Annotated in this window: 26 protein-coding genes and 3 tRNA genes; 7 read left to right on the top strand and 22 right to left on the bottom strand. The window is 45.9% G+C overall.

Annotated elements, in window-relative coordinates; all coding sequences use genetic code 11:
* Positions 1-12: 12 nt before the first annotated feature.
* The 14 genes from rpoB to E4N65_RS02875 form a co-directional block, all read right to left on the bottom strand.
* Positions 13-3,510, bottom strand: coding sequence for a DNA-directed RNA polymerase subunit beta (gene rpoB / locus E4N65_RS02940; RefSeq protein WP_044013324.1), 3,498 nt, complete (start codon positions 3,508-3,510; stop codon positions 13-15).
* A gap of 316 nt (positions 3,511-3,826) precedes the next feature.
* Complete coding sequence (rplL, locus tag E4N65_RS02935; protein WP_044013326.1) at positions 3,827-4,216, bottom strand: 50S ribosomal protein L7/L12; 390 nt, start codon at positions 4,214-4,216, stop codon at positions 3,827-3,829.
* A 99-nt stretch (positions 4,217-4,315) separates the two neighbouring features.
* Positions 4,316-4,849, bottom strand: coding sequence for a 50S ribosomal protein L10 (gene rplJ / locus E4N65_RS02930; RefSeq protein ID WP_044013328.1), 534 nt, complete (start codon positions 4,847-4,849; stop codon positions 4,316-4,318).
* A 1-nt stretch (position 4,850) separates the two neighbouring features.
* Positions 4,851-5,531, bottom strand: a complete 681-nt coding sequence (gene rplA / locus E4N65_RS02925) for a 50S ribosomal protein L1 (RefSeq protein ID WP_044013330.1) — start codon at positions 5,529-5,531, stop codon at positions 4,851-4,853.
* A complete protein-coding gene (gene rplK / locus E4N65_RS02920) occupies positions 5,532-5,966 on the bottom strand; it encodes a 50S ribosomal protein L11 (protein ID WP_200877775.1) in 435 nt (144 codons plus the stop codon).
* A 108-nt stretch (positions 5,967-6,074) separates the two neighbouring features.
* The gene (nusG, locus tag E4N65_RS02915; protein ID WP_044013334.1) at positions 6,075-6,629 is read right to left on the bottom strand and encodes a transcription termination/antitermination protein NusG; all 555 of its coding nucleotides are present in this window, start codon (positions 6,627-6,629) and stop codon (positions 6,075-6,077) included.
* Positions 6,630-6,638: 9 nt separating this feature from the next.
* Positions 6,639-6,818, bottom strand: coding sequence for a preprotein translocase subunit SecE (gene secE, locus E4N65_RS02910; RefSeq protein WP_044013336.1), 180 nt, complete (start codon positions 6,816-6,818; stop codon positions 6,639-6,641).
* A 21-nt stretch (positions 6,819-6,839) separates the two neighbouring features.
* A tRNA-Trp gene (locus E4N65_RS02905) sits at positions 6,840-6,912 on the bottom strand.
* Between the two features lie 46 nt (positions 6,913-6,958).
* Positions 6,959-7,129, bottom strand: a complete 171-nt coding sequence (gene rpmG / locus E4N65_RS02900; RefSeq protein ID WP_016523242.1) for a 50S ribosomal protein L33 — start codon at positions 7,127-7,129, stop codon at positions 6,959-6,961.
* A gap of 26 nt (positions 7,130-7,155) precedes the next feature.
* Positions 7,156-7,228: transfer RNA gene (locus tag E4N65_RS02895), tRNA-Thr, on the bottom strand.
* Between the two features lie 58 nt (positions 7,229-7,286).
* Positions 7,287-8,753 (bottom strand): hypothetical protein, encoded by a 1,467-nt coding sequence (locus E4N65_RS02890; RefSeq protein ID WP_253673987.1) that lies wholly within the window; start codon positions 8,751-8,753, stop codon positions 7,287-7,289.
* A 144-nt stretch (positions 8,754-8,897) separates the two neighbouring features.
* Entirely contained in the window at positions 8,898-9,371 is a 474-nt protein-coding gene (locus tag E4N65_RS02885) for an arginine repressor (RefSeq protein WP_044013343.1), read from the bottom strand.
* A gap of 162 nt (positions 9,372-9,533) precedes the next feature.
* Positions 9,534-10,574: a tRNA preQ1(34) S-adenosylmethionine ribosyltransferase-isomerase QueA gene (gene queA / locus E4N65_RS02880; protein WP_044013345.1), complete on the bottom strand. Its 1,041-nt coding sequence runs from the start codon at positions 10,572-10,574 to the stop codon at positions 9,534-9,536.
* Between the two features lie 81 nt (positions 10,575-10,655).
* On the bottom strand, positions 10,656-11,561 hold the full coding sequence (locus tag E4N65_RS02875) for an RluA family pseudouridine synthase (RefSeq protein ID WP_253673986.1): 906 nt from the start codon (positions 11,559-11,561) through the stop codon (positions 10,656-10,658).
* A 165-nt stretch (positions 11,562-11,726) separates the two neighbouring features.
* Between E4N65_RS02875 and E4N65_RS02870 the strand changes: the two genes are divergently transcribed.
* From E4N65_RS02870 to E4N65_RS02850, 5 genes are all read left to right on the top strand, one after another.
* The gene (locus tag E4N65_RS02870) at positions 11,727-12,143 is read left to right on the top strand and encodes a hypothetical protein (RefSeq protein ID WP_044013347.1); all 417 of its coding nucleotides are present in this window, start codon (positions 11,727-11,729) and stop codon (positions 12,141-12,143) included.
* A 150-nt stretch (positions 12,144-12,293) separates the two neighbouring features.
* On the top strand, positions 12,294-13,286 hold the full coding sequence (locus E4N65_RS02865) for a DHH family phosphoesterase (protein ID WP_253673984.1): 993 nt from the start codon (positions 12,294-12,296) through the stop codon (positions 13,284-13,286).
* Positions 13,287-13,365: 79 nt separating this feature from the next.
* Complete coding sequence (gene rpmB, locus E4N65_RS02860) at positions 13,366-13,557, top strand: 50S ribosomal protein L28 (RefSeq protein WP_006189625.1); 192 nt, start codon at positions 13,366-13,368, stop codon at positions 13,555-13,557.
* Between the two features lie 99 nt (positions 13,558-13,656).
* Positions 13,657-14,313, top strand: coding sequence for a DUF1007 family protein (locus tag E4N65_RS02855; RefSeq protein WP_253673982.1), 657 nt, complete (start codon positions 13,657-13,659; stop codon positions 14,311-14,313).
* A gap of 13 nt (positions 14,314-14,326) precedes the next feature.
* Entirely contained in the window at positions 14,327-15,295 is a 969-nt protein-coding gene (locus tag E4N65_RS02850) for a HoxN/HupN/NixA family nickel/cobalt transporter (RefSeq protein ID WP_253673980.1), read from the top strand.
* Between the two features lie 131 nt (positions 15,296-15,426).
* Here E4N65_RS02850 and E4N65_RS02845 read toward each other — a convergent pair whose 3' ends face one another.
* Genes E4N65_RS02845 through E4N65_RS02830 form a run of 4 tightly spaced genes read right to left on the bottom strand, consistent with a single transcriptional unit; the run spans position 15,427 to position 17,447 of the window.
* Positions 15,427-15,903: a hypothetical protein gene (locus tag E4N65_RS02845; RefSeq protein ID WP_253673978.1), complete on the bottom strand. Its 477-nt coding sequence runs from the start codon at positions 15,901-15,903 to the stop codon at positions 15,427-15,429.
* 21 nt (positions 15,904-15,924) lie between these two features.
* Entirely contained in the window at positions 15,925-16,572 is a 648-nt protein-coding gene (locus E4N65_RS02840) for an RNA polymerase sigma factor (protein WP_044013372.1), read from the bottom strand.
* A gap of 3 nt (positions 16,573-16,575) precedes the next feature.
* Positions 16,576-16,947 (bottom strand): hypothetical protein, encoded by a 372-nt coding sequence (locus E4N65_RS02835; RefSeq protein WP_044013374.1) that lies wholly within the window; start codon positions 16,945-16,947, stop codon positions 16,576-16,578.
* A 17-nt stretch (positions 16,948-16,964) separates the two neighbouring features.
* On the bottom strand, positions 16,965-17,447 hold the full coding sequence (locus E4N65_RS02830) for a flagellar basal body-associated FliL family protein (RefSeq protein WP_253673976.1): 483 nt from the start codon (positions 17,445-17,447) through the stop codon (positions 16,965-16,967).
* An 80-nt stretch (positions 17,448-17,527) separates the two neighbouring features.
* On the opposite strand from E4N65_RS02830, the gene E4N65_RS02825 reads away from it, so the two are divergent.
* A tRNA-Leu gene (locus E4N65_RS02825) sits at positions 17,528-17,611 on the top strand.
* Positions 17,612-17,767: 156 nt separating this feature from the next.
* Positions 17,768-19,588, top strand: coding sequence for a signal peptide peptidase SppA (gene sppA / locus E4N65_RS02820; protein ID WP_044013377.1), 1,821 nt, complete (start codon positions 17,768-17,770; stop codon positions 19,586-19,588).
* Positions 19,589-20,013: 425 nt separating this feature from the next.
* Here the strand turns inward: sppA and E4N65_RS02815 are convergent, their stop codons facing one another.
* Genes E4N65_RS02815 through oppB form a run of 4 tightly spaced genes read right to left on the bottom strand, consistent with a single transcriptional unit; the run spans position 20,014 to position 24,117 of the window.
* A complete protein-coding gene (locus tag E4N65_RS02815) occupies positions 20,014-21,024 on the bottom strand; it encodes an ABC transporter ATP-binding protein (RefSeq protein ID WP_044013379.1) in 1,011 nt (336 codons plus the stop codon).
* 14 nt (positions 21,025-21,038) lie between these two features.
* On the bottom strand, positions 21,039-22,100 hold the full coding sequence (locus tag E4N65_RS02810) for an ABC transporter ATP-binding protein (RefSeq protein WP_253673974.1): 1,062 nt from the start codon (positions 22,098-22,100) through the stop codon (positions 21,039-21,041).
* Positions 22,101-22,102: 2 nt separating this feature from the next.
* On the bottom strand, positions 22,103-23,179 hold the full coding sequence (locus tag E4N65_RS02805) for an ABC transporter permease (protein WP_044013381.1): 1,077 nt from the start codon (positions 23,177-23,179) through the stop codon (positions 22,103-22,105).
* Positions 23,180-23,187: 8 nt separating this feature from the next.
* Positions 23,188-24,117 (bottom strand): oligopeptide ABC transporter permease OppB, encoded by a 930-nt coding sequence (gene oppB, locus E4N65_RS02800; RefSeq protein ID WP_044013383.1) that lies wholly within the window; start codon positions 24,115-24,117, stop codon positions 23,188-23,190.
* Positions 24,118-24,269: the final 152 nt, after the last annotated feature.

Below are 24,269 nucleotides of genomic sequence, written 5' to 3'. Positions count from 1 at the left end.
TCCTCATCTCAATTAAAACTTGGAGCTGTTTTCGGTGATCAATTCTTCATCACGCTCGGTCAGCGGGATTTGCTTTCCTTTTTCATCATAAATTGTGAAGTCTAAAGCCAAACCGCGCAATTCTTGTACCAATACGTTAAACGATTCGGGGATTCCGGCAGCAGTAGCAGCCTGACCCTTCACGATAGACTCATATATCTTTGAGCGTCCGTGCATATCATCCGACTTAATGGTTAAAAGCTCCTGAAGCGTATTGGCCGCGCCGTAGGCTTCAAGCGCCCACACTTCCATTTCTCCCAAGCGCTGACCGCCGAACTGAGCCTTACCGCCGAGCGGCTGCTGAGTTACCAACGAATACGGACCGGTTGAACGGGCGTGCATCTTATCGTCAACAAGGTGTGCAAGTTTCATAAAGTAGATGACCCCGACAAATACGTCGTTTTGGAAGGGCATACCGGTTCGTCCATCGCGCAGCTTTACCTTTGAGTTGGCGGGAATACCCGCTTCCACCAGTTTCTTCTCGATTTGCTCATTGGTCGGTGACTGGAATACGGGCGCCTCGTACCATTCGTCAAGGCGCAAGCCCGCGAGTCCGAGTTCCGATTCCAAAATCTGACCGATATTCATACGAGAAGGAACACCGAGCGGATTCAAACAAATATCGAGCGGCGTACCGTCTTCCATATACGGCATATCCTCTTCCGGTAAAATACGGGCAACAATACCCTTGTTTCCGTGGCGGCCTGCCATCTTATCACCTTCGCGCAACTTACGTTTTGTCGCAATAAGCACCTTGATAAACTCGTCAACACCGGGATTAAGATCATCACCCTGAGAACGCTTCAAACGCTGAACATCGATGACCGTACCTTCAACACCGTGCGGTACACGCAGAGAGGAGTCGCGGACATCCTTCGCTTTCTCACCGAATATCGAGTTAAGCAGCTTAAATTCAGGCGTTGTTTCCGACTCGTTTTTAGGCGTGATCTTACCGATTAAGATATCGCCGGAACGAACTTGCGCACCGATACGGATAATACCTTCCGCATCAAGATTATCGAGGCTTTTTTCCGACTTATTGGGAATATCGCTGGTAATCCGCTCCGCGCCGAGCTTGGTTTCACGGACTTCTGTTGTAAACTCTTTAATATGTACCGACGTGAACATATCTTCTTTCAATACACGGCGAGAAATCAAAATAGCATCTTCGTAGTTATACCCGTTCCACGGCACAAAACCGACCAGAATATTGCGGCCGAGCGCAAGCTCTCCCTGATAGGTCGCAGGGCCGTCAGCAATGACATCGCCTACCTCCACGTGCTGCCCGACTGCAACAATCGGCCGCTGATGATAACAGGTATCCTGATTGGTGCGCTGATATTTCAGCAACGTATAGTCGCGAACTTTTGCTTCCGTTCCTTCCGGCGCATCCGATTCGATAGAAATCTTTTCGGAGGAAACGAACGTAACCGTACCGCTCCGCTTTGCTTTGATTAACACGCCCGAATCATACGCACACTTGCCTTCCATGCCGGTACCGACACGGGGCGGTTCGGGGAATACGAGCGGCACACCCTGCCGCTGCATGTTTGAACCCATGAGCGCACGGTTTGCGTCGTCGTGCTCAAGGAAGGGAATGAGCGACGCGGACACGGAGATAATCTGTTTGGGCGACACGTCCATGTACTGCACTTCTTTTGAACTGCGCGTCGTATAGTCGCCCTGATGGCGGCATGCAATCTGTTCAGCGGTAATCGTACCGTCGCTCTGCACTGCGGTAGATACCTGTGCAATGTAATATTTATCCTCGTCCATCGCCGAAAGGTATTCAACCTCGCGGGTTGCAACACCGTTCACGACCTTGACATACGGCGCTTCCAAAAAGCCGTAGTCGTTGACATGCGCATAGCTTGCCATCGACACGATAAGACCGATATTCGGCCCTTCCGGCGTTTCAATCGGGCACATCCGTCCGTAATGGGTATAGTGAACGTCGCGGACTTCAAAACCTGCGCGGTCACGGGAAAGACCGCCGGGGCCTAATGCGTTTAGACGGCGTTTATGGGTAAGCTCCGCGAGCGGATTGACCTGATCCATAAACTGTGAAAGCTGACTTGCGCCAAAAAACTCTTTAATGGTGGCAACAATAGGCTTTATAGAAATAAGCTCTTGCGGCTTAATCGTTTCAATTTCTTTTGACCCCATCCGCTCGCGCGCGATCCGCTCCATACGGAGGAATGCAGTTTTAAGCGTATTGGTCATCAGCTCGCCGACGGAACGAACGCGTCTATTTCCGAGATGGTCGATATCGTCTATCGAAGCATCCCCGATATAAACCTGAATAAGGTACTTCATTGTGTTTACGATATCGTCGAGAATAAGGGTACATTCTTCAACGGGATGCTCGTAGTCAAATTTTTTATTCAGCTTATACCGCCCCACACGGCCGAGATCATACCGACGGGGTGAGAAAAACATCGAGGTTAAATCTTTTTCGGCAGCCTCTACCGTCATCGGATCGCCGGGCTTTAAGGCTGCATACACAACCGATAAGGCTTCCTCTTTTGTAGGCTCCTGCCCCTTTGCAGCATCGGCAAAGCGGATTTCCTCGCGTTCAAAACAGTTGATAATAACGGGGGAATCAAGGCTGCCCTCTTTTTTAAAATCGATAACGGTAACTTCGGTAATATGGTTTTGCCGCAGTTCATCGACAACGTGGGGATGAATCTTTTCACCGGCCTGATAGAGCGTCCGCTCTCCGGATTCATCAGCTACGGTTATCCGCTTGGCAAACACACGGCCTACCAGCTTATCGTATTCCGTCGTTCCTTCGGCAACCGGCAGCACTTCGGTTTTATAGAAAAAATCGATAATTTGTTCGCGGGTTTCATATCCCAGTGCCCGCAAGAACAGCGTTCCTAAAATACGCTTTTTCTTATCAAGCTTTGCATAAATCAGATCTTTTTTCTGGTCGATTTCAAATTCAAGCCAACTTCCGCGGTAGGGAATAATCCGGCTGGAATAAACGCCCTTATCATGAGAAAAAATAACGCCCGGAGAACGGTGTATCTGAGAAACGACAACACGTTCCGCACCATTGATGATAAAGGTACCGCGTTCGGTCATCAACGGAATGTCGCCCATATAGATACTCTTACGGCGGATTTCACCGGTTTGGTTAAACACCAAGTCTATCTGAGCCTTCAACGGGATAGCATAAGTCAACCCCTTCTGCTTGCATTCGTATTCACTAAATTTAATATCATTTTCATCCAGCGTATATGATTGGTACTCCAGCGTCATGTCGCCGTTCGGGCTTTCAATCGGGAAGGTTGTCCGAAACACATCCTCCAAACCGACTTCCTCCGAAGTATTCCCGCTTTGGTGTGTTCCGCGGCGTAAAAATTTTTCATACGAAGCGAGCTGAATATCAATTAAATTAGGCAGCTCCATAAAATTTTGAATATTTTTTCCAATATACTGGCGATTAACCGTTTTCCGCACAGGCATCCCGTCATCCCCCTTCTCTTACCCGAACAGTTCCGTGCCCCTATAAAAACTTAGGAAGAACACGCCACACTGCACAGCACATAGTATACACTTGGAAATCTCTAAAAACTGAAGTATTTAGAGATTTCCGCTTGTTTTATAATCGACTTATTTTTTAAATAGCTTTTATTTTTACTACTTTTACTACCGTGTTTTTCACCTGGTAAAACTACAAAAGCCTCCCCTATTCATGAGGAAGCTTAACATGATGTTTGAGAAAAATCATAGAATCAAACAATAGCCGGCTGTACTGTACAACCGGCTCATATCAAAAGAATTAAGCAATCGTAATCTCTGCACCGGCAGCTGTCATTGCCTCTTTAATCTTCTGAGCTTCTTCCTTAGAAACATTCTCCTTCAATACTTTCGGAGCGCCCTCTACAAGCTCTTTTGCTTCTTTAAGACCAAGTCCTGCAACAACGTTTCTAACCTCTTTGATTACGCCGATTTTCTTGCTGGGATCAGTCAGGCCTTTGAGCGTTACGGTAAATTCAGTCTGCTCTTCAGCAGCCGCAGCACCGCCCGCAGCACCGCCGGCAACAACTGCAACAGGAGCAGCTGCTGTTACACCGAATACTTCTTCCATAGATTTAATCAATTCGGAAAGCTCAAGAATTGTCTTCTCTTTGATTGCCTCAATAATTTGCTCGTTTGTTAATGCCGCCATATTATCTTCTCCTATAAAATTAAAATTTTACAGCTTATACAAGCTGCAGTAACGGTAGACAGGAAGACAGCGCATGAAGCCTGACTACCGCATTCGGAATTATGCTTCAGCCGATGCAGGTGCAGAGTCTGAAGCGCCCCCTTCTTTATCAACAATAGCTTGAAGAGTACGCACAAACTTCGCAGTCGTTGCATTGACTGTGGACATAAACATTGCAATAAGCTCTTTCTTGCCGGGCAATTTAGAGAATGCTTCGATTTTTGCAGTATCGTAGAATTCCCCGTCAACCACTGCACCTTTTACAACCAGTGCAGGAGTTTCTTTTGCAAATTCAAACAACGTTTTTGCAGCTGCGTTTGCATCTTCGCTCATCATCGCAACTGCGGTAGGCCCGACTAAATAGTCTTTAACATCCAAATTCACGGAGTCGAAAGCGATACGTGCAAAGTTATTACGCACAACTTTGTAGGTACAATTATTTTCACGAAGTTTTGCGCGCAGCTGTGTAATCTGCTCGACAGACAACCCGCGATATTCTGTAAAAATAAATGACGAAGCAGCTTTTAACTCATTCGTAATATTTTCGATAGCAGCCGTCTTTGCAGGCTGCGGTTTATGTGCTCGCAGTGCCATCTTATTCTCCTACCTTATAATCTACCCAGACACCCGGTCCCATCGTAGAACTGACAGAAACCGATTGAATAAAATCAGCCTTCGCATCAGCAGGCTTCTTTCGCCCGATTTCGGTCAAAAGAACCGTAATATTTTCGGCGATCTTGTCCGTATCCATCGAAACTTTACCGATTGCAAGATGAACGACACCGGTTTTATCGGCACGAAATTCAACCCGACCTTTTTTCAGCTCATTGATAGCCGCTCCGATATCGGCAGTAACCGTTCCCGTCTTGGGGTTAGGCATCAAGCCTTTCCGACCAAGCACCATACCAAGCCGCCCAACATCCTTCATCATATCGGGAGTAGCGACAGCGATATCAAAATCAAGCCAGCCACCCTTAACTTTTTCGATATAGTCGGCAGCACCGGCATACGCCGCACCGGCATCCAAAGCTTCTTTTACGCGGTCTTCTTTACAGAACACCAATACGCGCTTTTCACCTCTAAACTGATGCGGCAAAACAACGGTATCACGAACGCTCTGGTTTTTACCCAGCTTCAAGCTGACATGAAGCTCAACTGTTTCATCGAATTTCGCAAACTTCAGCTCTTTTACTAACTCTACAGCCTTGGGAACAGTGAAAAGAGCAGCACTATCGTATTTTTTTAACGCATTGCGGTAATTTTTTCCGTGTTTCATTTAGCGCTCTACCTCCACACCCATACTCCGTGCAGTACCTGCAATAATCTTCTTTGCAGCTTCCAAATCAGTTGCAGTAATATCGGGCATCTTCATTTTTGCAATTTCTTCCAGTTTTGCTTTTGATAAAGTCGCAACCTTCTGGGTTACGGAATTCGCAGAACCTTTTTGGATATTGCAAGCCTTTCTGATTAAAACAGCAGCCGGCGGAGTCTTCAAGATAAAAGTAAAGCTTTTATCTGAATAGACTGTAATAACAACCGGAACAACCAAACCCGGCTCCATCGATTTTGTGCGGTCGTTAAATTGCTGCACAAACTGAGGCGCGCTTACACCATGCGGACCAAGTGCGGGACCGACAGGCGGAGCTGGCGTTGCCTTTCCAGCAGGACACTGCAATTTAATAACCGCAGTAACCTTTTTCTTTGCCATAATTATCTCCTTCTGGTACTAACGGGAAACCATTCCCTCCCATAAAAATGAAAAACCAAAAAACAAGACGATCGGCATCGCTCGGAGCCGACATTTAAAAAAAAGCGATCTTTAAATCAACTCAACTTGAAGCATATCAACTTCAACAGGGGTTGTTCTACCGAATATAGCAACCATTACCCGCAGCTTATTGCGGTCTGCCATAACTTCTTCGACAGTGCCGGCGAAGGTATCAAAAGGACCCTCTATGATCTTAACCTGCTGACCGGGTGTAAACATCTGAGCAGCCCGCGCCTTTTCACCTTTAATCTCCCCTGATTTCTGTAAAACACTTTTTGCCTCATCAGCTGAAATAGCCTGAGGACGAGCATCTCCGACAACACCCAAAAACCCGGTAACACCGTGTATTCTTCTAATCGGAGTACACACCCCCTTCCAGTTTACAGCAGGCAGATCCATTTCAATAAGAATATAACCGGGCAGAAACTTTCGACGAACAACTCGTTTCTTACCATCCTTCACTTCGGTCAATTCTTCTTCAGGGATTTTAATTTCAGAGATAACTCCAGCAGGAATTTCACCGTTTTCTATCAACAGACGTATTGCGCGCTCTATCCTCTTTTCATAGCCTGAAAAGATATGCAGAATATACCATTCCTTTGCCATAACCGTTCCTTAAAAGAACCAGCCGAGGCAAGCGACAAAGAAAGTATCAACAATACCGAGAAAAACAGCAACAAGAATAGTAGATACGATAACAACCTTCACAGCAGAAACAACATCATCACGAGTAGGCCAAACCACCTTACGCAGTTCAGCAACACATTCTTTTCCAAAAGTAATTATTTTTGACATATCTACCCCTTATTTATGAAACAGGCCAGGAAGGACTCGAACCCTCAACATTCGGTTTTGGAGACCGACGCTCTACCATTAGAGCTACTGACCTCTATTCAAAAGTCGCAGGCCATTGCAATCAGTCGGACTTCAAATACTTATTTAACTTTTGTTTCTTTATGTACGGTATGCTTACGATCAAACGGACAATATTTACTTAACTCAAGCTTGCCTTGAATATTCTTCCGATTCTTTGCGGTAGTGTAGTTCTTCCGCTTACATTCAGTACATTGTAATGCGATAAGCTCAACAGATGTTTTCTTAGCCATCACAAACCTCCTAATAAAAACAAAAAAGCTTCCGAGCGGAATCGAACCGCTGACCCCAACCTTACCATGGTTGTGCTCTGCCGACTGAGCTACAGAAGCATAAAGACGCTTGAGAATACCAGAAGAATAAGAAAGTGTCAAGGACTCAATGAAAATTTTACGGATTAAAGAGACCTGCTTCCGGAGCCCGTACCCGTATCATCGCCGTATAAGCATCTTTATTTTTTTCGATAAATGCATCAACCGGTACCTTCCCGCCATCTTCATATATGTCAAGATGGAATTCTCCCAAACTGTCAAAATACGGGAAGAATACAGCTATCCGGTCATACATTCGCAGCTCCGTAGCCGAAGACACCGTGCTAATACATGCAAGATAAAAATGATCGGGTTCGACGATGGTCAAATAATATAAAAGCGGTAAAAGATACGACGTTTGATACCCAGCATATCGTTGATACCCCAAAAAAGCAGGTTGTTTTACCGATCCGTTTTTTGCACTTGCCCCCATCGGAATCGCCGCACCGGTAAGCGCAAAAGGACAGCTGTTTACATCCAAACCGGAAGAGTCGGGATAAACGGTACGCTTCAAATTTAAGCTTAAAGCGGCAGCACCGAGATTTCGTATCCAATCCAATCCGAAAAAGACATTTTGTGTATCCAGATACGGTCTTGTAAAATGAGTTTTAGGCGCATCGGTCTCACGCTTCAAAGCTTCAACAACCGTCCCCTGCCCAGCAACAGGACGAATAATCCCATCAATAATCCACTTTGCAAAACCGGCCGAATCAACCCCTCCGATTACTTCAGAACGTATTTGGTCGATATTCATTGCAGTCGTTATTTCCGATTCGGTTTGAGGCTGCGAGTTACTAATATGTACAGGCTTTCCGTCATGATCAAAACAGCTGTCTTTCAGCCACACCAACCGATACCGAAGGTTTTCGACTATACGCGACATCGTTTTAACGGAGCTGTTATCACGCGGCGGATTAAATAAATCCCATGGAATGATTGACTGACTCAATGCCTTCAACCGTAAAAGCGAAATATGATAGAGTGTTTCAAAAGGGACGCCTATAGCGATATCTTTACGCACATAAGCATTAAAAAGACATATATCGATAAACGACTTACCGCTGTAAGCTTTTTGACTTGCAGGACGAAGAGACACCGACAAAGCGGGATTTTCGCGCGGATATATCTTGATCAACAAAGGGGCACCGGTATCAACCCTTCGGTACAGCATCCATGTCCCTTGCGGTACGAGATTATGCTCCGGCAAACTGTAATCGGTAAGATTGGGAACAATAGAAATAATGTAGACATCCTTACCGTCTTCAGCATACTTTCCCGATACCGTAAACGTATTTCCTTTTGAATCCGTATGCAATTCAGGAGCCTTTTTGACGACTTTTTCAATCGGCGCAGAAAACCATGAGGTTGTAATCGCTTCACGAATTTCAGCAGAATCCGGTATTTGATCCAAAGGATAAAGATGCACGGTTTTCAGATTTTCACCGGCTACCGTTTCGACCGTAATAACGGATTCTTTACTCTCGCCATCTTTTTTGACCGTCGTTGAATTCGGTACGGAGGCATCGGCTCCGAAAACAGCCGCCATACTTATGCATACGAGAATACTTCCTATAAGACAGGAAGGTATCCTAAAACAAACGCTTTTCATACTTCTATGGTATCGGCATTTCAGCATCATATCTTAAAGCACTATCAAGCCACCCCTAAAAACCAACTGAATTCTTAGCTCTCAGTCTTCCAATTCGGGGATCCGGTCTTTCAGCTCACGCAGAAACTGCTCGCCGCTTACTCCTTCCCTCAAACAAATAAACACGCAATTATCACGGCCGGCAATGATACCGAGAACAGACTCAAAGCCCATATTTTCAAGCGCCATCGAAATCAGTTCGGTATGCCCCGAATATGTTTTAATAACTGCCATATTTCCGGAATAATCTATAGAAATATACCCGCGTAAAAAATCTTGAATACCCGCCTGCTCGGTTTCACGAGGATGGTCATCGCTCGGCACTGTATAAACATAATCACCCTTTCCATTGGAAACCTTGCTCACCTTGAGCATCTTTAAATCACGCGACAAGGTCGCCTGAGTAACGGAAAAGCCTTCACGATCCAAATAACCGAGCAGCATTTCTTGAGATTCAATCGGATATGATTTTATCAGTTTTCTGATTGTTTTTAATCTTGTCAGCCGCTGTTTCACTTATGTCACCTACGGAGTAATAGTGCATAAATATTCAAAAAAGTCAATAAAAATAAAAAATATTCAAAAAATATGCATAATCTTGCATAAAATTCCGCACAGAAGACAGGCAACCGCTTAAAATATTGCCAATACGGCCGCCCTAGTCCATTACCACGGTTCTTAAAGAATGAGCATGGCATCGCCGTAAGAGAAAAAGCGATATTTTTTTTCTATTGCATGGCGGTAAGCTGCAAAGATGTTGTCGCGACCGGCAAATGCGGATACCAGCATAACAAGACTCGACTGCGGCGTATGGAAGTTGGTAAGCAGCGCTCCGGTAAGCCCGAACTGAAAGCCGGGATAGATAAATATATTCGTTGCCCGCATTCCGCGGCTCAACTGCTGCGTATCGGATTTCCATGCGGATTCAAGCGTCCGTACCGAAGTGGTGCCGACTGCCAATATGGTTTTACCGCTGCGGTGTGCCGCTTCCACTGTCTCCGCTGTTTCGTCGGAAATAAAAAACTTTTCGGAGTGCATCGTGTGTTCTTCGACTACTTCCGTCCGCACCGGCAAAAACGTACCAAGCCCGACGTGCAGTGTTACAGCGGTACGCGCTATATGCCGCTTATCCAGTTCCTGTAAAATCGGCTCCGTAAAGTGGAGTCCGGCGGTAGGCGCCGCAACCGAACCGGTGTTCTGTGCGTATACTGTCTGGTACCGCGCGGCATCTTCATTTGTGTCGCCGCGCTTGATGTACGGAGGCAGCGGGATATGACCGTTGGCTTCCAGCCAACGGTCATCAATGCAGCGGTCAAAGCGTACATATTTGCAATCAGGTTCCGCTGCATTGGGGGAAGGAGGAGGAATCAGCACGGCACGGGTGCCGTCGTTAAAGGTGTACTCCTTCCCTTCCCGCTGCCGCTTGGCACGCTTTACAATGGTTTTCCACACAAAGCCTTCGTCGAGCGGCTCAATTAACAAAAACTCAGTCTCGCCGGTACCGGTATGGGCATACAAACGGGCATGACGCACTTTTGTATTGTTAAACACCATTAAACAATCAGGCGGTAAAAAATCAGGTAAGTCAGAGAACATCGCATCGGTTAATGCCCCCGTCCGTCTATGTAACACAAGCAGCCGGTCATTTCCGCGTTCGGCTGAAGGATATTGCGCAATCAATTCTTTCGGAAGTTCAAAATCGAAATCTTTTGTAAACATAAGGCCTCAAAAACGGCAAACACTATACCCGAAACCCTCTCTCAGTGACAAGGCAATCGCTTAAAATATTTCCGGTGCGGTTTATCTTGGATGTTTAACTGCACTGCGTCTATCTCCGTTCTTGACACACATAAGCCATTCTTTCGGTTCGGGGATTTCAAATTTCAACTGTTCTCCCGTAAATGGGTGATTAAATTCAAGCGTCCGTGCATGGAGGGCAAGCCGTCCGAAAGGATTGGTCTTTGCTCGATAATTTTCATCTCCGGCAAGGACATACCCTTTCGATGCCAAATGCGCCCGGATTTGATTCTTTCGTCCCGTTTCAAGGCTTAATTCAAAAAGCGTATGATGCGTTCCGCGTTCAATTATTTTGTAATGAGTTACAGCACTTACCGTCTTAAAGCGGGCTTTATCATACGGAACAAAACCTCTATTGTGCGCATTGTATGCAATTTCATCGTTAATAGTGCCGCTGTTCTTAATTACGCCGAAAGTGCTCCGCGCGGCATTTCCCTGCACAGGATTTTCCGCAACAGCACGGTAAATACGCCCCGTTACCAGAGTCTGCCAATGATCCATAATCTTTTTTTGAGCTTTTTCCGTCATTGCAAACATCATCACGCCCGATGTTTCTCTATCAAGACGGTGAACGGCAAAGGGTCTATGGGCTTGAGAATATGTTCCTTTTTTGCGCATCATCCGCTCAAGAACTTCGAGAGCAGTCTGCGCCCTACTTCCCGGATATGGCACGGAAAGCATCCCATCAGGCTTGTAAATCACCGCAAGATCCTCATCTTCATACAGGACTGTAATTTTTTCCCGTCCGAAATCCCGTTTGTGTTTCTTTTCAAATTTTGTTCCGGCTGTCTTTGTTCCGGCAGTCATAATACGATTATCTTTTTCTTTCTGTCCGCCTTTTCCGCCGGAACGTGAAAAAGCAAAACGTGTATTGTGTCCTATGGATTCATGGGAAGAAGTTTTATTCATGCCGCTATACAATCACAAAAGGCACTGCGTGTACAGGGAACCTATAAAAATTCACCCGATTTTTTAGAGATGCCCTACAGTGAGTACATTCGGAGGCAATGCGTATGCTTGCAATTTTTTATATCCATTGTTATAATTTCACTATTATAATTCCGGAGGAATTTTATGAAAAGGATATGCCGTTGTTTCATTTTTTGTGTTTTACTGTTCGGAGCAGTAAGCGTATTTCCGCTTGCAGCCGAATCAAAAGAAGCTGATATATATTATGTCAACACTCAGCTTTTGAAGATATTTTCCCACCCAAAAGGGTACTATGTTATCTATCGGCGAGCGGGATTAGAGACCGGAGAGGCGTTTATCCCGTTCACATGGTTCAGCCCAAAAGAAAACAAGGCGGATATTTCATTTATCAATACCCGTATTAATCCGTACCTGTCTTTCTTTATCCGTGACGGAAAATGTGAATATGTGAGAATTTCTACCCCGAAAGATATAGGATCTCAAATATGGGGTATATTGCCGAATCCTCAACAATATAATGATAAATTTGACGGAGTAGAATCGCTCGCACTTGAGTTCTAATCCGTATCAAAAATAGACGGGGGCCTCTAAAAATCTAACCGAGTTTTTGGAGGTACCCAGGCATAAGGAGCTCTAAAAATGTGATTGATTTTCAGAGCTCCCCATCGGCTTGAGACTATATGCCTATCTTCCATTTAAACTAGGTTATTCATGGCTAATATTATTACACCTGCCGTTCCACAGAAATTAATCGATTTTTTACATTCATACCCGATGTTCCTCATAGCCGGTCATAAAGAACCCGATGGAGATTGCATCGGAAGCAGTATTGCGATGTCCCTTTTCTTACAACGGTTGGGAAAAAAAACGCAGTTACTTTCTGCCGGACCATTTCAACGGCCGGAAATTCGGATGTATGAACCGCTTTTTTCTGCACAGGTACCGGAAGCGCTCATCAAACGCCCTGAGAACACAGGGGTTATCATCGTTGACTGTTCGGGAATAGACCGGACGGGCGACATTGCCGAACAATTAAAAAACTTTCCTTCAATCTGCATTGACCATCACGCTACCAATACGACAAACGAAGCCGGCTCTCTTGTATATGCAGATGCCCCTTCAACAACATTTATCATCCAAACGATTATCGAAGCGATGACAGGCTCAGTAACACGGGAGGAAGCAGAGATGCTGTTTTTCGGACTTTGTACCGACACGGGCTTTTTCCGTCACTTGGATGAACGGAGCGGCGAGGTATTTGCTCATACTGCGCGGCTCGTACAGGCAGGAGCAAACCCGAAATACACCTTTGCAGCGATTAACGGCGGTAAGTCATTCGGGTCGCGGACACTTATCTCGCGCGTATTAGCCCGTATGAAGCCGTATTATGACGGAAGGCTCATCGTTTCGTATGAAACGTATCAGGATAAACAAGAAATCGGCATCGAAAACAGGGATTCCGATATGGCATATCAGCTTATCCAGGGCATTGCAGGGGTAAAAGCGATTTGTATTGTCCGGCAGGATACCGAAACACATTGCAGCGTCGGGTTCCGCTCTCTCGATACTGTTGATGTCAGCATTATAGCCTCTTCCTTCGGCGGCGGCGGGCATAAGCAAGCCGCGGGACTTTATATAGAAGGAATTGCCGAACAACTCATACCGAAGTTTGTTGCAGCGTTTGCCCCTCAGTTTCAAGATTGACATAACATTCGTTTTACAGTATACTATCCTGCGTTTTATTTTGAATGCTGATAATAGATAAAGCTAAGGAAGGTGAACTATGGCACGCAGATGCGATATTTGTGGAAAAGGGCCGATGAGCGGTAATACGGTTAGTAAATCGATGAATCACCAACGCCGCGTATGGCGCCCCAACCTTATCGACGTAAAAACGGAAATTGACGGAAGAACGTTAACCCTGAAACTGTGTTCCCGCTGCTTAAAGAGCAACTATGTTGTTAAGAAAGTCTAAGCATCCGTTTTTTATTCTTATTAAAAAGAGTCCTCAGTAAGGACTCTTTTTTTATATCCGCCTTATATTCCAATGAAAAAACTACCTGAGGTATAAAGAATGATACGGTATACACATAAAAAAATAGTATGCATTTCGATTTTGCTGAGTACCTTGCTGTTGTCAACACCGGTTCAACTGATAGCCCATCCGCACCTCTCCATTTCTACTCAAACCGAGTTTATAGTAAATGACGGGAAAATTCAGGGCGCGTATGAAACATGGACGTTTGACCGGTTTTTCAGTGCGGATATTATTCAGGGCTATGATCTGAACCGAGACGGTCTGTTTGATAAAGCTGAAACAAAAGATGTCTATGACAATGCCTTTATCAACACTAAAAACTACTCATATTTTACCTTTATCCGGCAGGGAGATAAGCGCCATAGCCCCGAAAAGGTGAGCGATTTTTCCGTATGGCAAAAAGACGGCATCGCTTCGTATCGATTTTATGTCGATTTGTCAAAATACAGCGGTGATTTTTATTTTGCCGTATACGATTACAGCTTTTTCTGCGATTTCCGGTATGATGAAAAAACACCGGTACTATTCCGCGGAGCTTCCGGTAAGACTGTACCGACATATACCATTGCCGAAAATAAAAAATATCCTGTGTACTACGATCCTTTCGATACTGCCGACATGACGGCTACGTACAATTCGTGGAAGCCGGGATTGCAAACGTACTACCCAAAAGAAATTCATATTACCTACTAAGGAACACTGCACGATGCGATACGGAGTTATCTTGTTTGTATTCTGTATTCTGACCGGCGCTCTTTGGGCAAACCCCTTTACCGGCAAAAAGGATACGCCTGCCCCCATCCGCACGGAGAAACCGGCTGATTTTATTGTGAACCGGCAAGCACAGCTGCATACAAAGCTCGGCGATTCCATCTATGAGTGGACGCAGACACATTCGGTACAAGCATTCTGGACAATTATCAGTCTTGCTTTCTTTTATGGGATTATGCATGCGCTGGGACCGGGGCACCGGAAAACCCTGGTGTTCTCATTTTATCTGACGAGAAAAGCCCCCGTGTGGGAGCCCGCTGTAACCAGCCTCACCTTAGCGGGGCTGCACGGCATAACCAGTCTCCTGTTACTGCTCATCTTTCGTAACGTGAGCGGCGCGTTATCCGCACATACCGATTCCGCGGCAATTTACCTTGAAGGTTTTTCCTTTATTCTGCTGCTGCTGCTTTCCGTAGCTTCCATCTTGCATCTATTATCCGGTGCTTTTCCCAACCGGTTTCCCCGGCTTCGTTTCAGCCGCCGCTCACTCGCATCCGATCAAAGCAGCAACCCGGCATATAACACAGGCAACTACGGTTCCGCACGGTACAAAAACTACCGCTCGCAAAGCCGCACAGCCGGAAATATACAGTGGGGCGCTTTTTTGCTCAGCGGTATATATCCCTGCCCTGCGGCTTTGCTCGTGCTTGTACTGGTTTCTACGTTGGATGCGGCGGGTATCGGTATCATTGCGGTTATCGGTATATCGGCAGGTATGGCAATTCCCATCACCATTGCAGCATACCTCGCATGGACGGGACGAGAGCGGTTATTTAAACGGATAGGCAAAACGCAAAAATATGCAGAAACCGCCGCATTAGTGCTCTCACTGGCGGCTTACAGTGCGATATTTATCTTTTCGCTTATCGCAGTACTGCCCTTCATCAAAAGCGTGATAGGGTAACACCTCTCCCATTATCAACAACTTACCACATCTACTCTGTAGGTAATACAAAGAAGAACAGAAAGAAACTTGATTCGTGCAAGGGTTCAATACCCGTCATCCTCGGCAACGCTCGCATCGGGGGTGTTGATTTACATTTGCGGCGTAAATTTTTCGGTAAAAAACACTAAGTTCTTTGCAAGAAATACTGCAGAATAGGTAACAATACTGCCTGCACATAAAAGCGCAAAGGGAATCCAAAAAGAATCGCCGAATTGGCTTAAATCGATTTTACCCATATCGCTAAACGGCAGGAGAATAAATCCGAGTATCAAGAACGTGCCGACAGCGAGCCACGGCAGAAATGTTTTGTCTTTTCCCTGGCGGGCGGCAACCGGTGTACTCTGTTTATTCAGCAAGTGTATTGCGTTCATTGTCGCATTCAGCATCCGCTCATCAACTGCAGTAGAGGTATGCACTATTTGCCGCTGAACATTCTCTGCAGCTGCCATCCGGTTAACGGCTTGCCTACACGATGTACAGCATAAAAGGTGCAGCTTGAGTCCCGCTGAAAGCGGTTCATGTTTATCGAGTAAAAGATACTGATCTTGAAAAATATTACAATTCATAGAATCTCCATCCATTAATTGCTAATGGGGCACAACGGCCGGATACGAAAAACTCGATCCCCGATGCGTATATTCAAAGACCGCACGGTCTTCTTTAAGATATTCCCGTAAAATTTTCTTTGCACGGAAGATATGAGATTTAATCGTATTCAACGGCAGTTCGGTAACTGCCGCAATGTCGGTATAGCTCATGTCGTAAAAGAAGTAAAGGTCAATACAAATACGGTAGTTATCGGGTAAATTACTTACCGCCTCACGCACTGACAAGATGATACATTCATTCAAATGTTTTTCTTCGGGATTATCCCCCCGGTACTCAATTTCAGCACCATCTGCAAGTGAGGCATAGCTCCGTCGTTTTTTAACCGAGTTGAGCGCCGTATTATAGGCGATACGCATCAGCCATGTTGCAAACGGCGCTTCCGCCCGAAACGTTCCCAGTGCAGAGTATGCTTTCAGCATCACATCCTGCACAAAGTCCTCACAATCATCGGTGTTGTCAAAAAAGCTCAACCCGAGCATATAGACCCGTTTTTGATATTGCGCCGCCAACACGGCGAAAGCTTGCGTATTGCCGTTTAATACCGCTTTGCACACCTCGTAATCCCGCAGCGTTTGATTAAGCCCTTCTTTTTTATAAACGGCGGCATAATCGGTTGTCATATTCATCGCCTATCCCTCCGTTTTTCCTTCCGGCAAAGCAGCAGGCTTCCGTACTTCATTATCCCCGCTGCGGCGGGTAATTGCGTAAAAGAGCGTAAGGCTAATGCCAAGCGCTAGCGGAATAAGACCTCCGAGTAAAACATAGCCGATTCCGGCAATAAAATAGAACAAGCCGAATAATACGCAGCCGATAACGGTCAGTATAATACCTAACAGCAAGCAAAAAAGACGGACATTCACGATAGGACGGATATAGGTATTTGTCTTAATCTGAAGCATAATCTGCCTATGCCGCCATAAAAAATAAAAAAAGACCAAAACGCTGCCCATCACAATCCCGACAATCGGAATAACGGCGATAATAATCTGCACTGCGACCATTTTTATTGCTTCCTTCCTTAATAAAGAATAACGAATTCCTCAAAATAGATATTATGAATCTGTCCCAATACGAGCTGTTTATTTATCCGTTCCATAAGCGCTCGTTTTATATCTTGCGGCAATTCACTGCTGAGCCGATACGCACTTTCGAGCGAGAACCAATCGAGTATGTTTTTTTTCAGCACTTCTTTTTTCGCAACCAATTCTTCCTGAAACGCGGTATCCGATGCCTTATATTCAAGAAAAGGCTTGAGGATAACAGTGATCGGCGGATTATCGGCTGTAACGGCACGGAGCTGACCAAGGTCACCATACAACGCATATTCCTTAGGAGGAATATAGACGGCGCCCGCATTCGATTCTTCATCCTGCCGGCCGGAAGCCCGTTCTTTTGTCTTTTTGACAACAGCGATAACCGTTCCGACTACAATAACCGTAATCAGAATGATGATAATGCCTCGCAACAGTTTAAATAGTTTGTCCGACGGATATACACTCATATTTGTTGAAGTATACCAAAAAAAAGCGATTGACAAAAGCCTCTTTTTATCTATAATGTGTTCATTGCAATGCGTTTTTTGCCCCGGTGGTGGAATTGGTAGACACGCTAGTTTCAGGTACTAGTGCTTTCACGGGCATGGGGGTTCAAGTCCCCCCCAGGGCAGTCCTTTTATCAGATACGGAACGTATACAATAATAGATACCTCCGGATAACCGATGCCCCTTTTCATTCAACCCCGCACCGCATAAGCTTCTTTCACCGATAATACAGTTTTACCGAAATAATTTTTTAGAAAGCGCTATAGCAAAGGAGTTTCCTATGAAAGATAAAAAACGCGGGTTTTTTCATTTGTTCTTTCGCGGTTTGAATCTTATCCGTCTGATTATTATTAATCTCATATTTTTCATTTTGCTTTTTCTATTTATTGCAGGTATTTACAAATACAATGACGGCACGGGGAAACAAAAAAATACCCGCGTTACGGTTTATGCCGACTCCCTTTTATTGATTAATCCGGCAGGACGCCTTACCGAAAAACCGGATGAATTTGTCTGGCGGAATTACCTGCTGTCGGATACAACTTCCGATGCCGTGTTATTATCGGATATTACCGATGCATTACGCCACGCCGCACATGACCGGCGGATAACAGGAGTTTTACTCGATCTTACCGGTCTCTACGGTATTTCCACAGGACATTTTACCGAATTAAAGACGGCATTGCTTGAATACAAGGACTCCAATAAACCGCTCTATGCATTTTCAACAAGTTACGGATTAGGGCGCTATTACATTGCCTCTTTTGCCGACCATATCTACCTTGATCCTATGGGCGAGGTAGACTTATCGGGATTTTACACCGAATCGCTTTTCTACGGCGAAATGGAACATAAACTCGGCGTTCAATGGAATGTTGCCCATGCGGGGGCTTTCAAGTCGATGGCGGAAACTTATTCACGTACCGAAATGTCTACCGGAGTGCGTAACAATAATCTATCCGTACTGAAAGACTTATGGCACACATACTTACAGGATATAGCCGCCAATAGAGCCGCCGACGCAAACCTCTTCGAAACATATACGGTACGATATAACGATGCACTGCGGAAGGTAAACGGAAACAGCGCCCAAGCGGCACTGGATGCAAATCTCATCACCGATATCGGCACGTACGAAGAATGCGGCGTTGAACTGGGTGTATTGGATGAAGAAACATACGACCTTTCTGAACGGGATTTTATCAACTACAATAAATATAATAAGTCTTTTAAAAAGAAAGAAACGGATAATCGGATCGGGGTTATTTATTTAACCGGTTCGATTACGGGAACTACCGGCAATACTGCCGATAATGCGGACAGTCCTACCCTCGTAGATTTATTCGACGAAGCGGCTGATGACGATTCAATTAAAGCAGTAGTATTGCGGATTGATTCGGGCGGCGGAGAAGTGAACGCCTCTGAAGATATACGGAGAAGTTTGGAACGGCTCTCAAAAAAAATCGGTAAACCTGTTGTTGTATCGATGGGTGATATAGCAGCCTCGGGAGCATATTGGATTGCGTCTTCCGCCGATTATATTTTTTGCTCACCCTATACCATTACCGGTTCAATCGGTGTCTTTGCCGTTTCACCATCTATCCAAAAAGCGGTACAAGAATACTTCGGAATCCATGTAGATGGAGTAAGTGTTTCCGGCCGTATGCCCTATTCAATTTTCCGCAATCCGACCGATGCAGAAAAAACGCAATCGGAATTGGAAGTTATGCATACATACTCAATCTTTTTAGATACGGTAGCGCAAGGCAGAAATCTCCCGCGTGCAACTGTTGAAGAATTAGCTCAAGGGAAAATTTATTCCGGAACACAGGCGAAGGAGCTGCAGCTCGCTGATGAATTGGGCGGTTTTACCGATGCCGTCAATTATGCCGCGACCAAGGCAGGCATAAAAGAAACGTATTCGTTAAAGGTTTTATATAAAGAGCCGCCCGTAGCCGACGAAATCTTAAAAACGTTGCTCGCAGAAAATGCCCGATTCTATAAAACCGCCGATCTGCAAGTATTGCACGAGCTTTTTGGCCTGCGCTCCAAAAAAGGCTTTTATGTATATACCCCCATCAAAGCGCCGATGGAAGAGTGAAATCAAGCAAACGCATCAGACATTTCATCACTCAATGTACATCCGTGTATATTGAGTGATGGCGAATTTGCTATAAAGCACATTCGCTGTTGTTTAATCCCCCCGCCATCCATGGCGGATTTGCAAAACCCCGCAGAAGGATGAGACTTTTCAACCGGAATTGAACCTCTTCTCGGTTCAAATGGTCTGACAGCCTATTTATTTTGCGATTCTCATTTATTCATGCGGAGGGTTTAATACCCGCCGTCCACGGCAACGCTTGCGTCGGGGGTGTTGATTCCGTCTGATGTGTTTGCTCTGCTACGCCTGAAAAAAGTGTGCGAAATTTTTTCAAAATTTCGCACAGATAGAAAACACTTAAAGGTTTACCGCCTTAGTCCTTACAGCATTGCAATTTTCAGTCGTTTGCCGAAAACGGCGACGGCTTATTCGCAGAGGAAGCATGCGACTTGATGGCCGTTCCCTTTGTCTTTCAGCTGCGGGATAGTGTTTTTACAGTGTTCCATACGCTTGGGACAGCGGTCATAAAAGTAGCAGCCCGTGCGCTGTTCCGTAGGTGAAGGCACATCTCCCGATAAGATAATTCGCTTGCGCTTGCGTTCGATTTCCGGATCCGGGATAGGAGCTGCGGAAAGGAGCGCTTCCGTGTACGGGTGCAGCGGTTTTGAGTAAAGCTCTTCGGCATTCGCAATTTCTACGATAACCCCGAGATACATAACCGCAACCCGCGTGGAAATATACTGGATAACGGCAAGATCATGCGCGATAAACACATAGGTAAGCCCGAATTCATCCTGCAAATCCTTAAAGAGGTTAAGAATCTGCGCTTGGATGGATACGTCGAGCGCGCTGACCGGCTCATCCGCAAGGATTAACTCCGGCTGAAGTGCAAGCGCACGGGCAATACCGATACGCTGCCGCTGTCCGCCTGAAAACTCATGCGGATACCGGTTGCGGAAAAAGCGGGAAAGACCAACCTTTTCCATTAATACCTCGACCCTGTCATCAATTTCTTTTTGCGTATACGAAAGGATGCCGCGCTTCGTTAAAATCTGCATCGGCTCTGCGATAATATTTCCTGCCGTCATGCGGGGATTCAGCGATGCATACGGGTCTTGGAATACCATCTGCATATCCTTACGCGCCTGCATCAGCGTATGGTGCGAACAACCGGCGAGCTCCATACCTTTAAACCGGACGGAACCCGATGTCGGCGTATACAGCTGCGCAATGGCGCGCGCTGCGGTTGATTTTCCGCAACCGGACTCCCCGACAAGACCGAGCGTTTCACCCTTTTTTACCGAAAAGCTGATACCGTCCACTGCACGGACAGCACCTTTCTTACGTGAGAAGATGCCCCCTTCCGCAAACGGAAAATGCATCTTTAAGTCTTTAACGGTCAATAATGCTTCCGATTCGTTATATCTTTCTTCCATAAATCCGCATCCTCCTATTCGTTATTTCCCGCAGATTCAGCTGCAGCATTGTTCGATACCGTTGCAACCGCTTCCCCTGCCGGCTTCCCCGACTGATAGAGCCAGCAACTGGTGCGGTGACTAGGGGAAAGGCTATATGAAGCGGGATATTCCGTTTTGCACTGCGGCATCGCTTCGGTACAGCGCGGATAGAACGGACAGCACGGTGGCAAGTCGATAACGTTCGGCGGCTGCCCGCTGATGGAGAATAACCGTCCCGTATTTTTTTTGTCCATCCGCGGTACGGATTTAATTAATCCCCGTGTATAAGGATGTGCAGGATTTGCAAATAATTCATCTACGCCACCCTGTTCTACAATGCGCCCTGCATACATAACACAAACATTGTCGCACATACCGGCGACTAAACCGAGCGAATGGGTAATCATAATAACCGCGGTACCAAGCCGTGCACTCAAATCGCCTATTAAGTCCAAAATCTGCGCCTGAATGGTAACGTCCAGTGCGCTAGTGGGCTCATCGGCAATCAGTACCTCAGGGTCGCAGCTTAATCCCATCGCAATCATAACGCGCTGCCGCATACCGCCCGAGAACTGGTGCGGATAGCAGTCTACTCGCTTTTCCGCCGCGGGGATACCGACTAGCTTGAGCATTTCAATTGCTCGATCACGCGCATCTTTTTTCGATAAGCCCTGATGCAGCCGGATTGTTTCTATCATCTGCGTCGAGATTCTTAAAAAGGGATTAAGGCTGGTCATCGGGTCTTGGAAGATCATCGAGATTTTATTTCCCCGAAGCTGTCTAATCTCATTTTTATCCATCTTGAGCACATCTTTGCCGCCGAACCACACCTCGCCTCCGATGATTTTACCCGGAGGATTGGGAATAAGGTTCATAACCGCTAAATTGGTTACGCTCTTACCCGAACCGGACTCACCGACAATCGCCAGCATTTCGCGTTTATGCAAATCGAAAGAAACGCCGTCAACAGCCTTGACGATACCTGCATCGGTCCAAAACCATGCTTGTAAATTTTTAACCTGTAAGATTTTCTCGTCTGATTTTTGATTATTCATCGTTACACCCTGTTTTTACTCTGAGGATCGAAGGCATCGCGGAGGCCGTCGCCGAGAAAGTTCATTGCAAATAAGAAAACCGTCATTGCGATTGCCGGAACCAACAACTGCCACGGATAGAGCGTCATTACGTTTACACCATCGGATACAAGCGACCCCCATGAAGCCTGAGGTGCGGAAACACCGAGTCCTAAGAACGAAAGGAAACTCTCGTTCATAATAAAGCCCGGAATAGAAAGAGTTGAGTAAATGATGATAATACCGAGCGTATTCGGTAAAATGTGCCGGAAGATAATACGCGGCGTAGAAGCACCCATTGAACGGGCGGCTTCGACAAACTCGGCATTCTTTAAACTGATAACCTGCCCGCGCACGACGCGTGCGATGGTCAGCCACGAAACAAGTGCAATCGCAACAAACAAGATAATAATGCTCTGTCCCAAGATCGCCATCATAATGATAACAACGAGCATGTACGGCAAACCGTACATAATATCGACAAAGCGCATCAATACGTTATCGAGCCAGCCGCCGAAATAACCGCTGACCGCGCCGACCAGTACGCCGATAAATAACGAAGTAATCGTGCCGATCAAACCGATCATGATCGAAATGCGGCCGCCGTATACGACTCGGGCAAACACATCTCGCCCGAGCGCATCGGTGCCCAAAAGATAGCGGCGGTTGTGTACCGGATTATTCGTTACCTCCCGCTCTAAAGCGGCGAGCTCTTCTTTTTGTTTTTCCGAAAGATCAGCCCTACCTTCTTTTTTTGCCGTACGCATCATATCCGCACGACGCATTTTGAGCATCAGATTACCTGCCGTACGAAAAGAGGGCGGCAGATTCTGATGGATAATTGTCTGCTCGGAATAGGAGTAAATAGGCAGCAACGGGGCCAACAGCGAAATTGCAGCATAAAATGCTACAATAAAAAGACCGCCGATTGCCATTTTATTTTTTTTAAGCCGCCTCCATGCATCATCCCATAAGGAGACCGGCTTCATCGACTGGTTGAATTCATTCACTTGCCCGTTATCTTCAGTACGGTTTTCGGTATCTATTTGCTTAGTATCCATCTTCAGCCTCACTTATATGAAATGCGGGGGTCGATAACCGCATAGAGAATATCAACAACAAAATTCATCAAAATCAAAATAACGGAATACATAATCACCGTTCCCATGATCAGCGTATAGTCGCGGTTGAGAGCGGATTGAACAAAGAAGGTACCAAGCCCGGGAACCAAGAATATTTTTTCGATAACAACAGAGCCGGTGATAATACCTGCAAAAGCAGGGCCGAGATAGCTGATAACCGGCAACAGAGCACCCTTTAACGCGTGTTTAAACAGCACAACCGGATATGAAAGTCCTTTTGCATACGCAGTACGGATATAATCCGAACGCAGTACTTCCAAAATACTGGCACGAGAAAGACGCGCAATGTATGCAAAATACGGCAACGACAATGCAAGTGCCGGCATAATAATCGTTTTAAGCCCATGCCGTCCGGTAATCCAACCGGAGGTCGGCAGCCATTTTAATTTTACTGCAAAAAGAAGCATTAACAGCGGGCCGACAACAAATAACGGTACCGAAATTCCGATAACGGCAATAGACATCGATGCGTAATCGGCAATCGAATTTCGCTTTACCGCAGAAACAAGCCCTACAAGCAAACCAAAAAAGAGAGCAGCACAGAGGGAGGTGATACCGAGAATAAGCGAATTCGGCATGGTATTTCCGATTAAATCGTTGACGGTATAATCTTTATATCTGAAAGACGGACCGAGATCCCCTCGCAGCATATTACCCAGATACCGCGTATACTGCTTAAAAAGCGGCTCGTCCAAATGATACTCACGATTGATATTTGCAAGCACCTCAGGCGGTAAATTCCGTTCACTGGAAAAAGGTCCCCCGGGCGCTACCTTCATTATGAAAAAACTGAATGTTACAATTAAAAAAAGCGTCGGCACTAAACTAATTAACCGGCGTATAACAAATCGGATCATGCTTCCCCCAATAGTGTTAACATCTTCCGGGCATCTCTAAAAACGGGAGTCTTTAGAGCTTTCCTTCTAAAAAAGAAGCTCCGCAGGCAGCAAACCCGCAGAGCTTGTATGCCTCCTTGTCCGTTTTAGGATTGTTCGGTGGCATATGCCTA

Source organism: Treponema sp. OMZ 855, from assembly GCF_024181145.1.
GTDB lineage: Bacteria > Spirochaetota > Spirochaetia > Treponematales > Treponemataceae > Treponema.
This window is presented reverse-complemented; position numbering and strand designations above follow the sequence as displayed.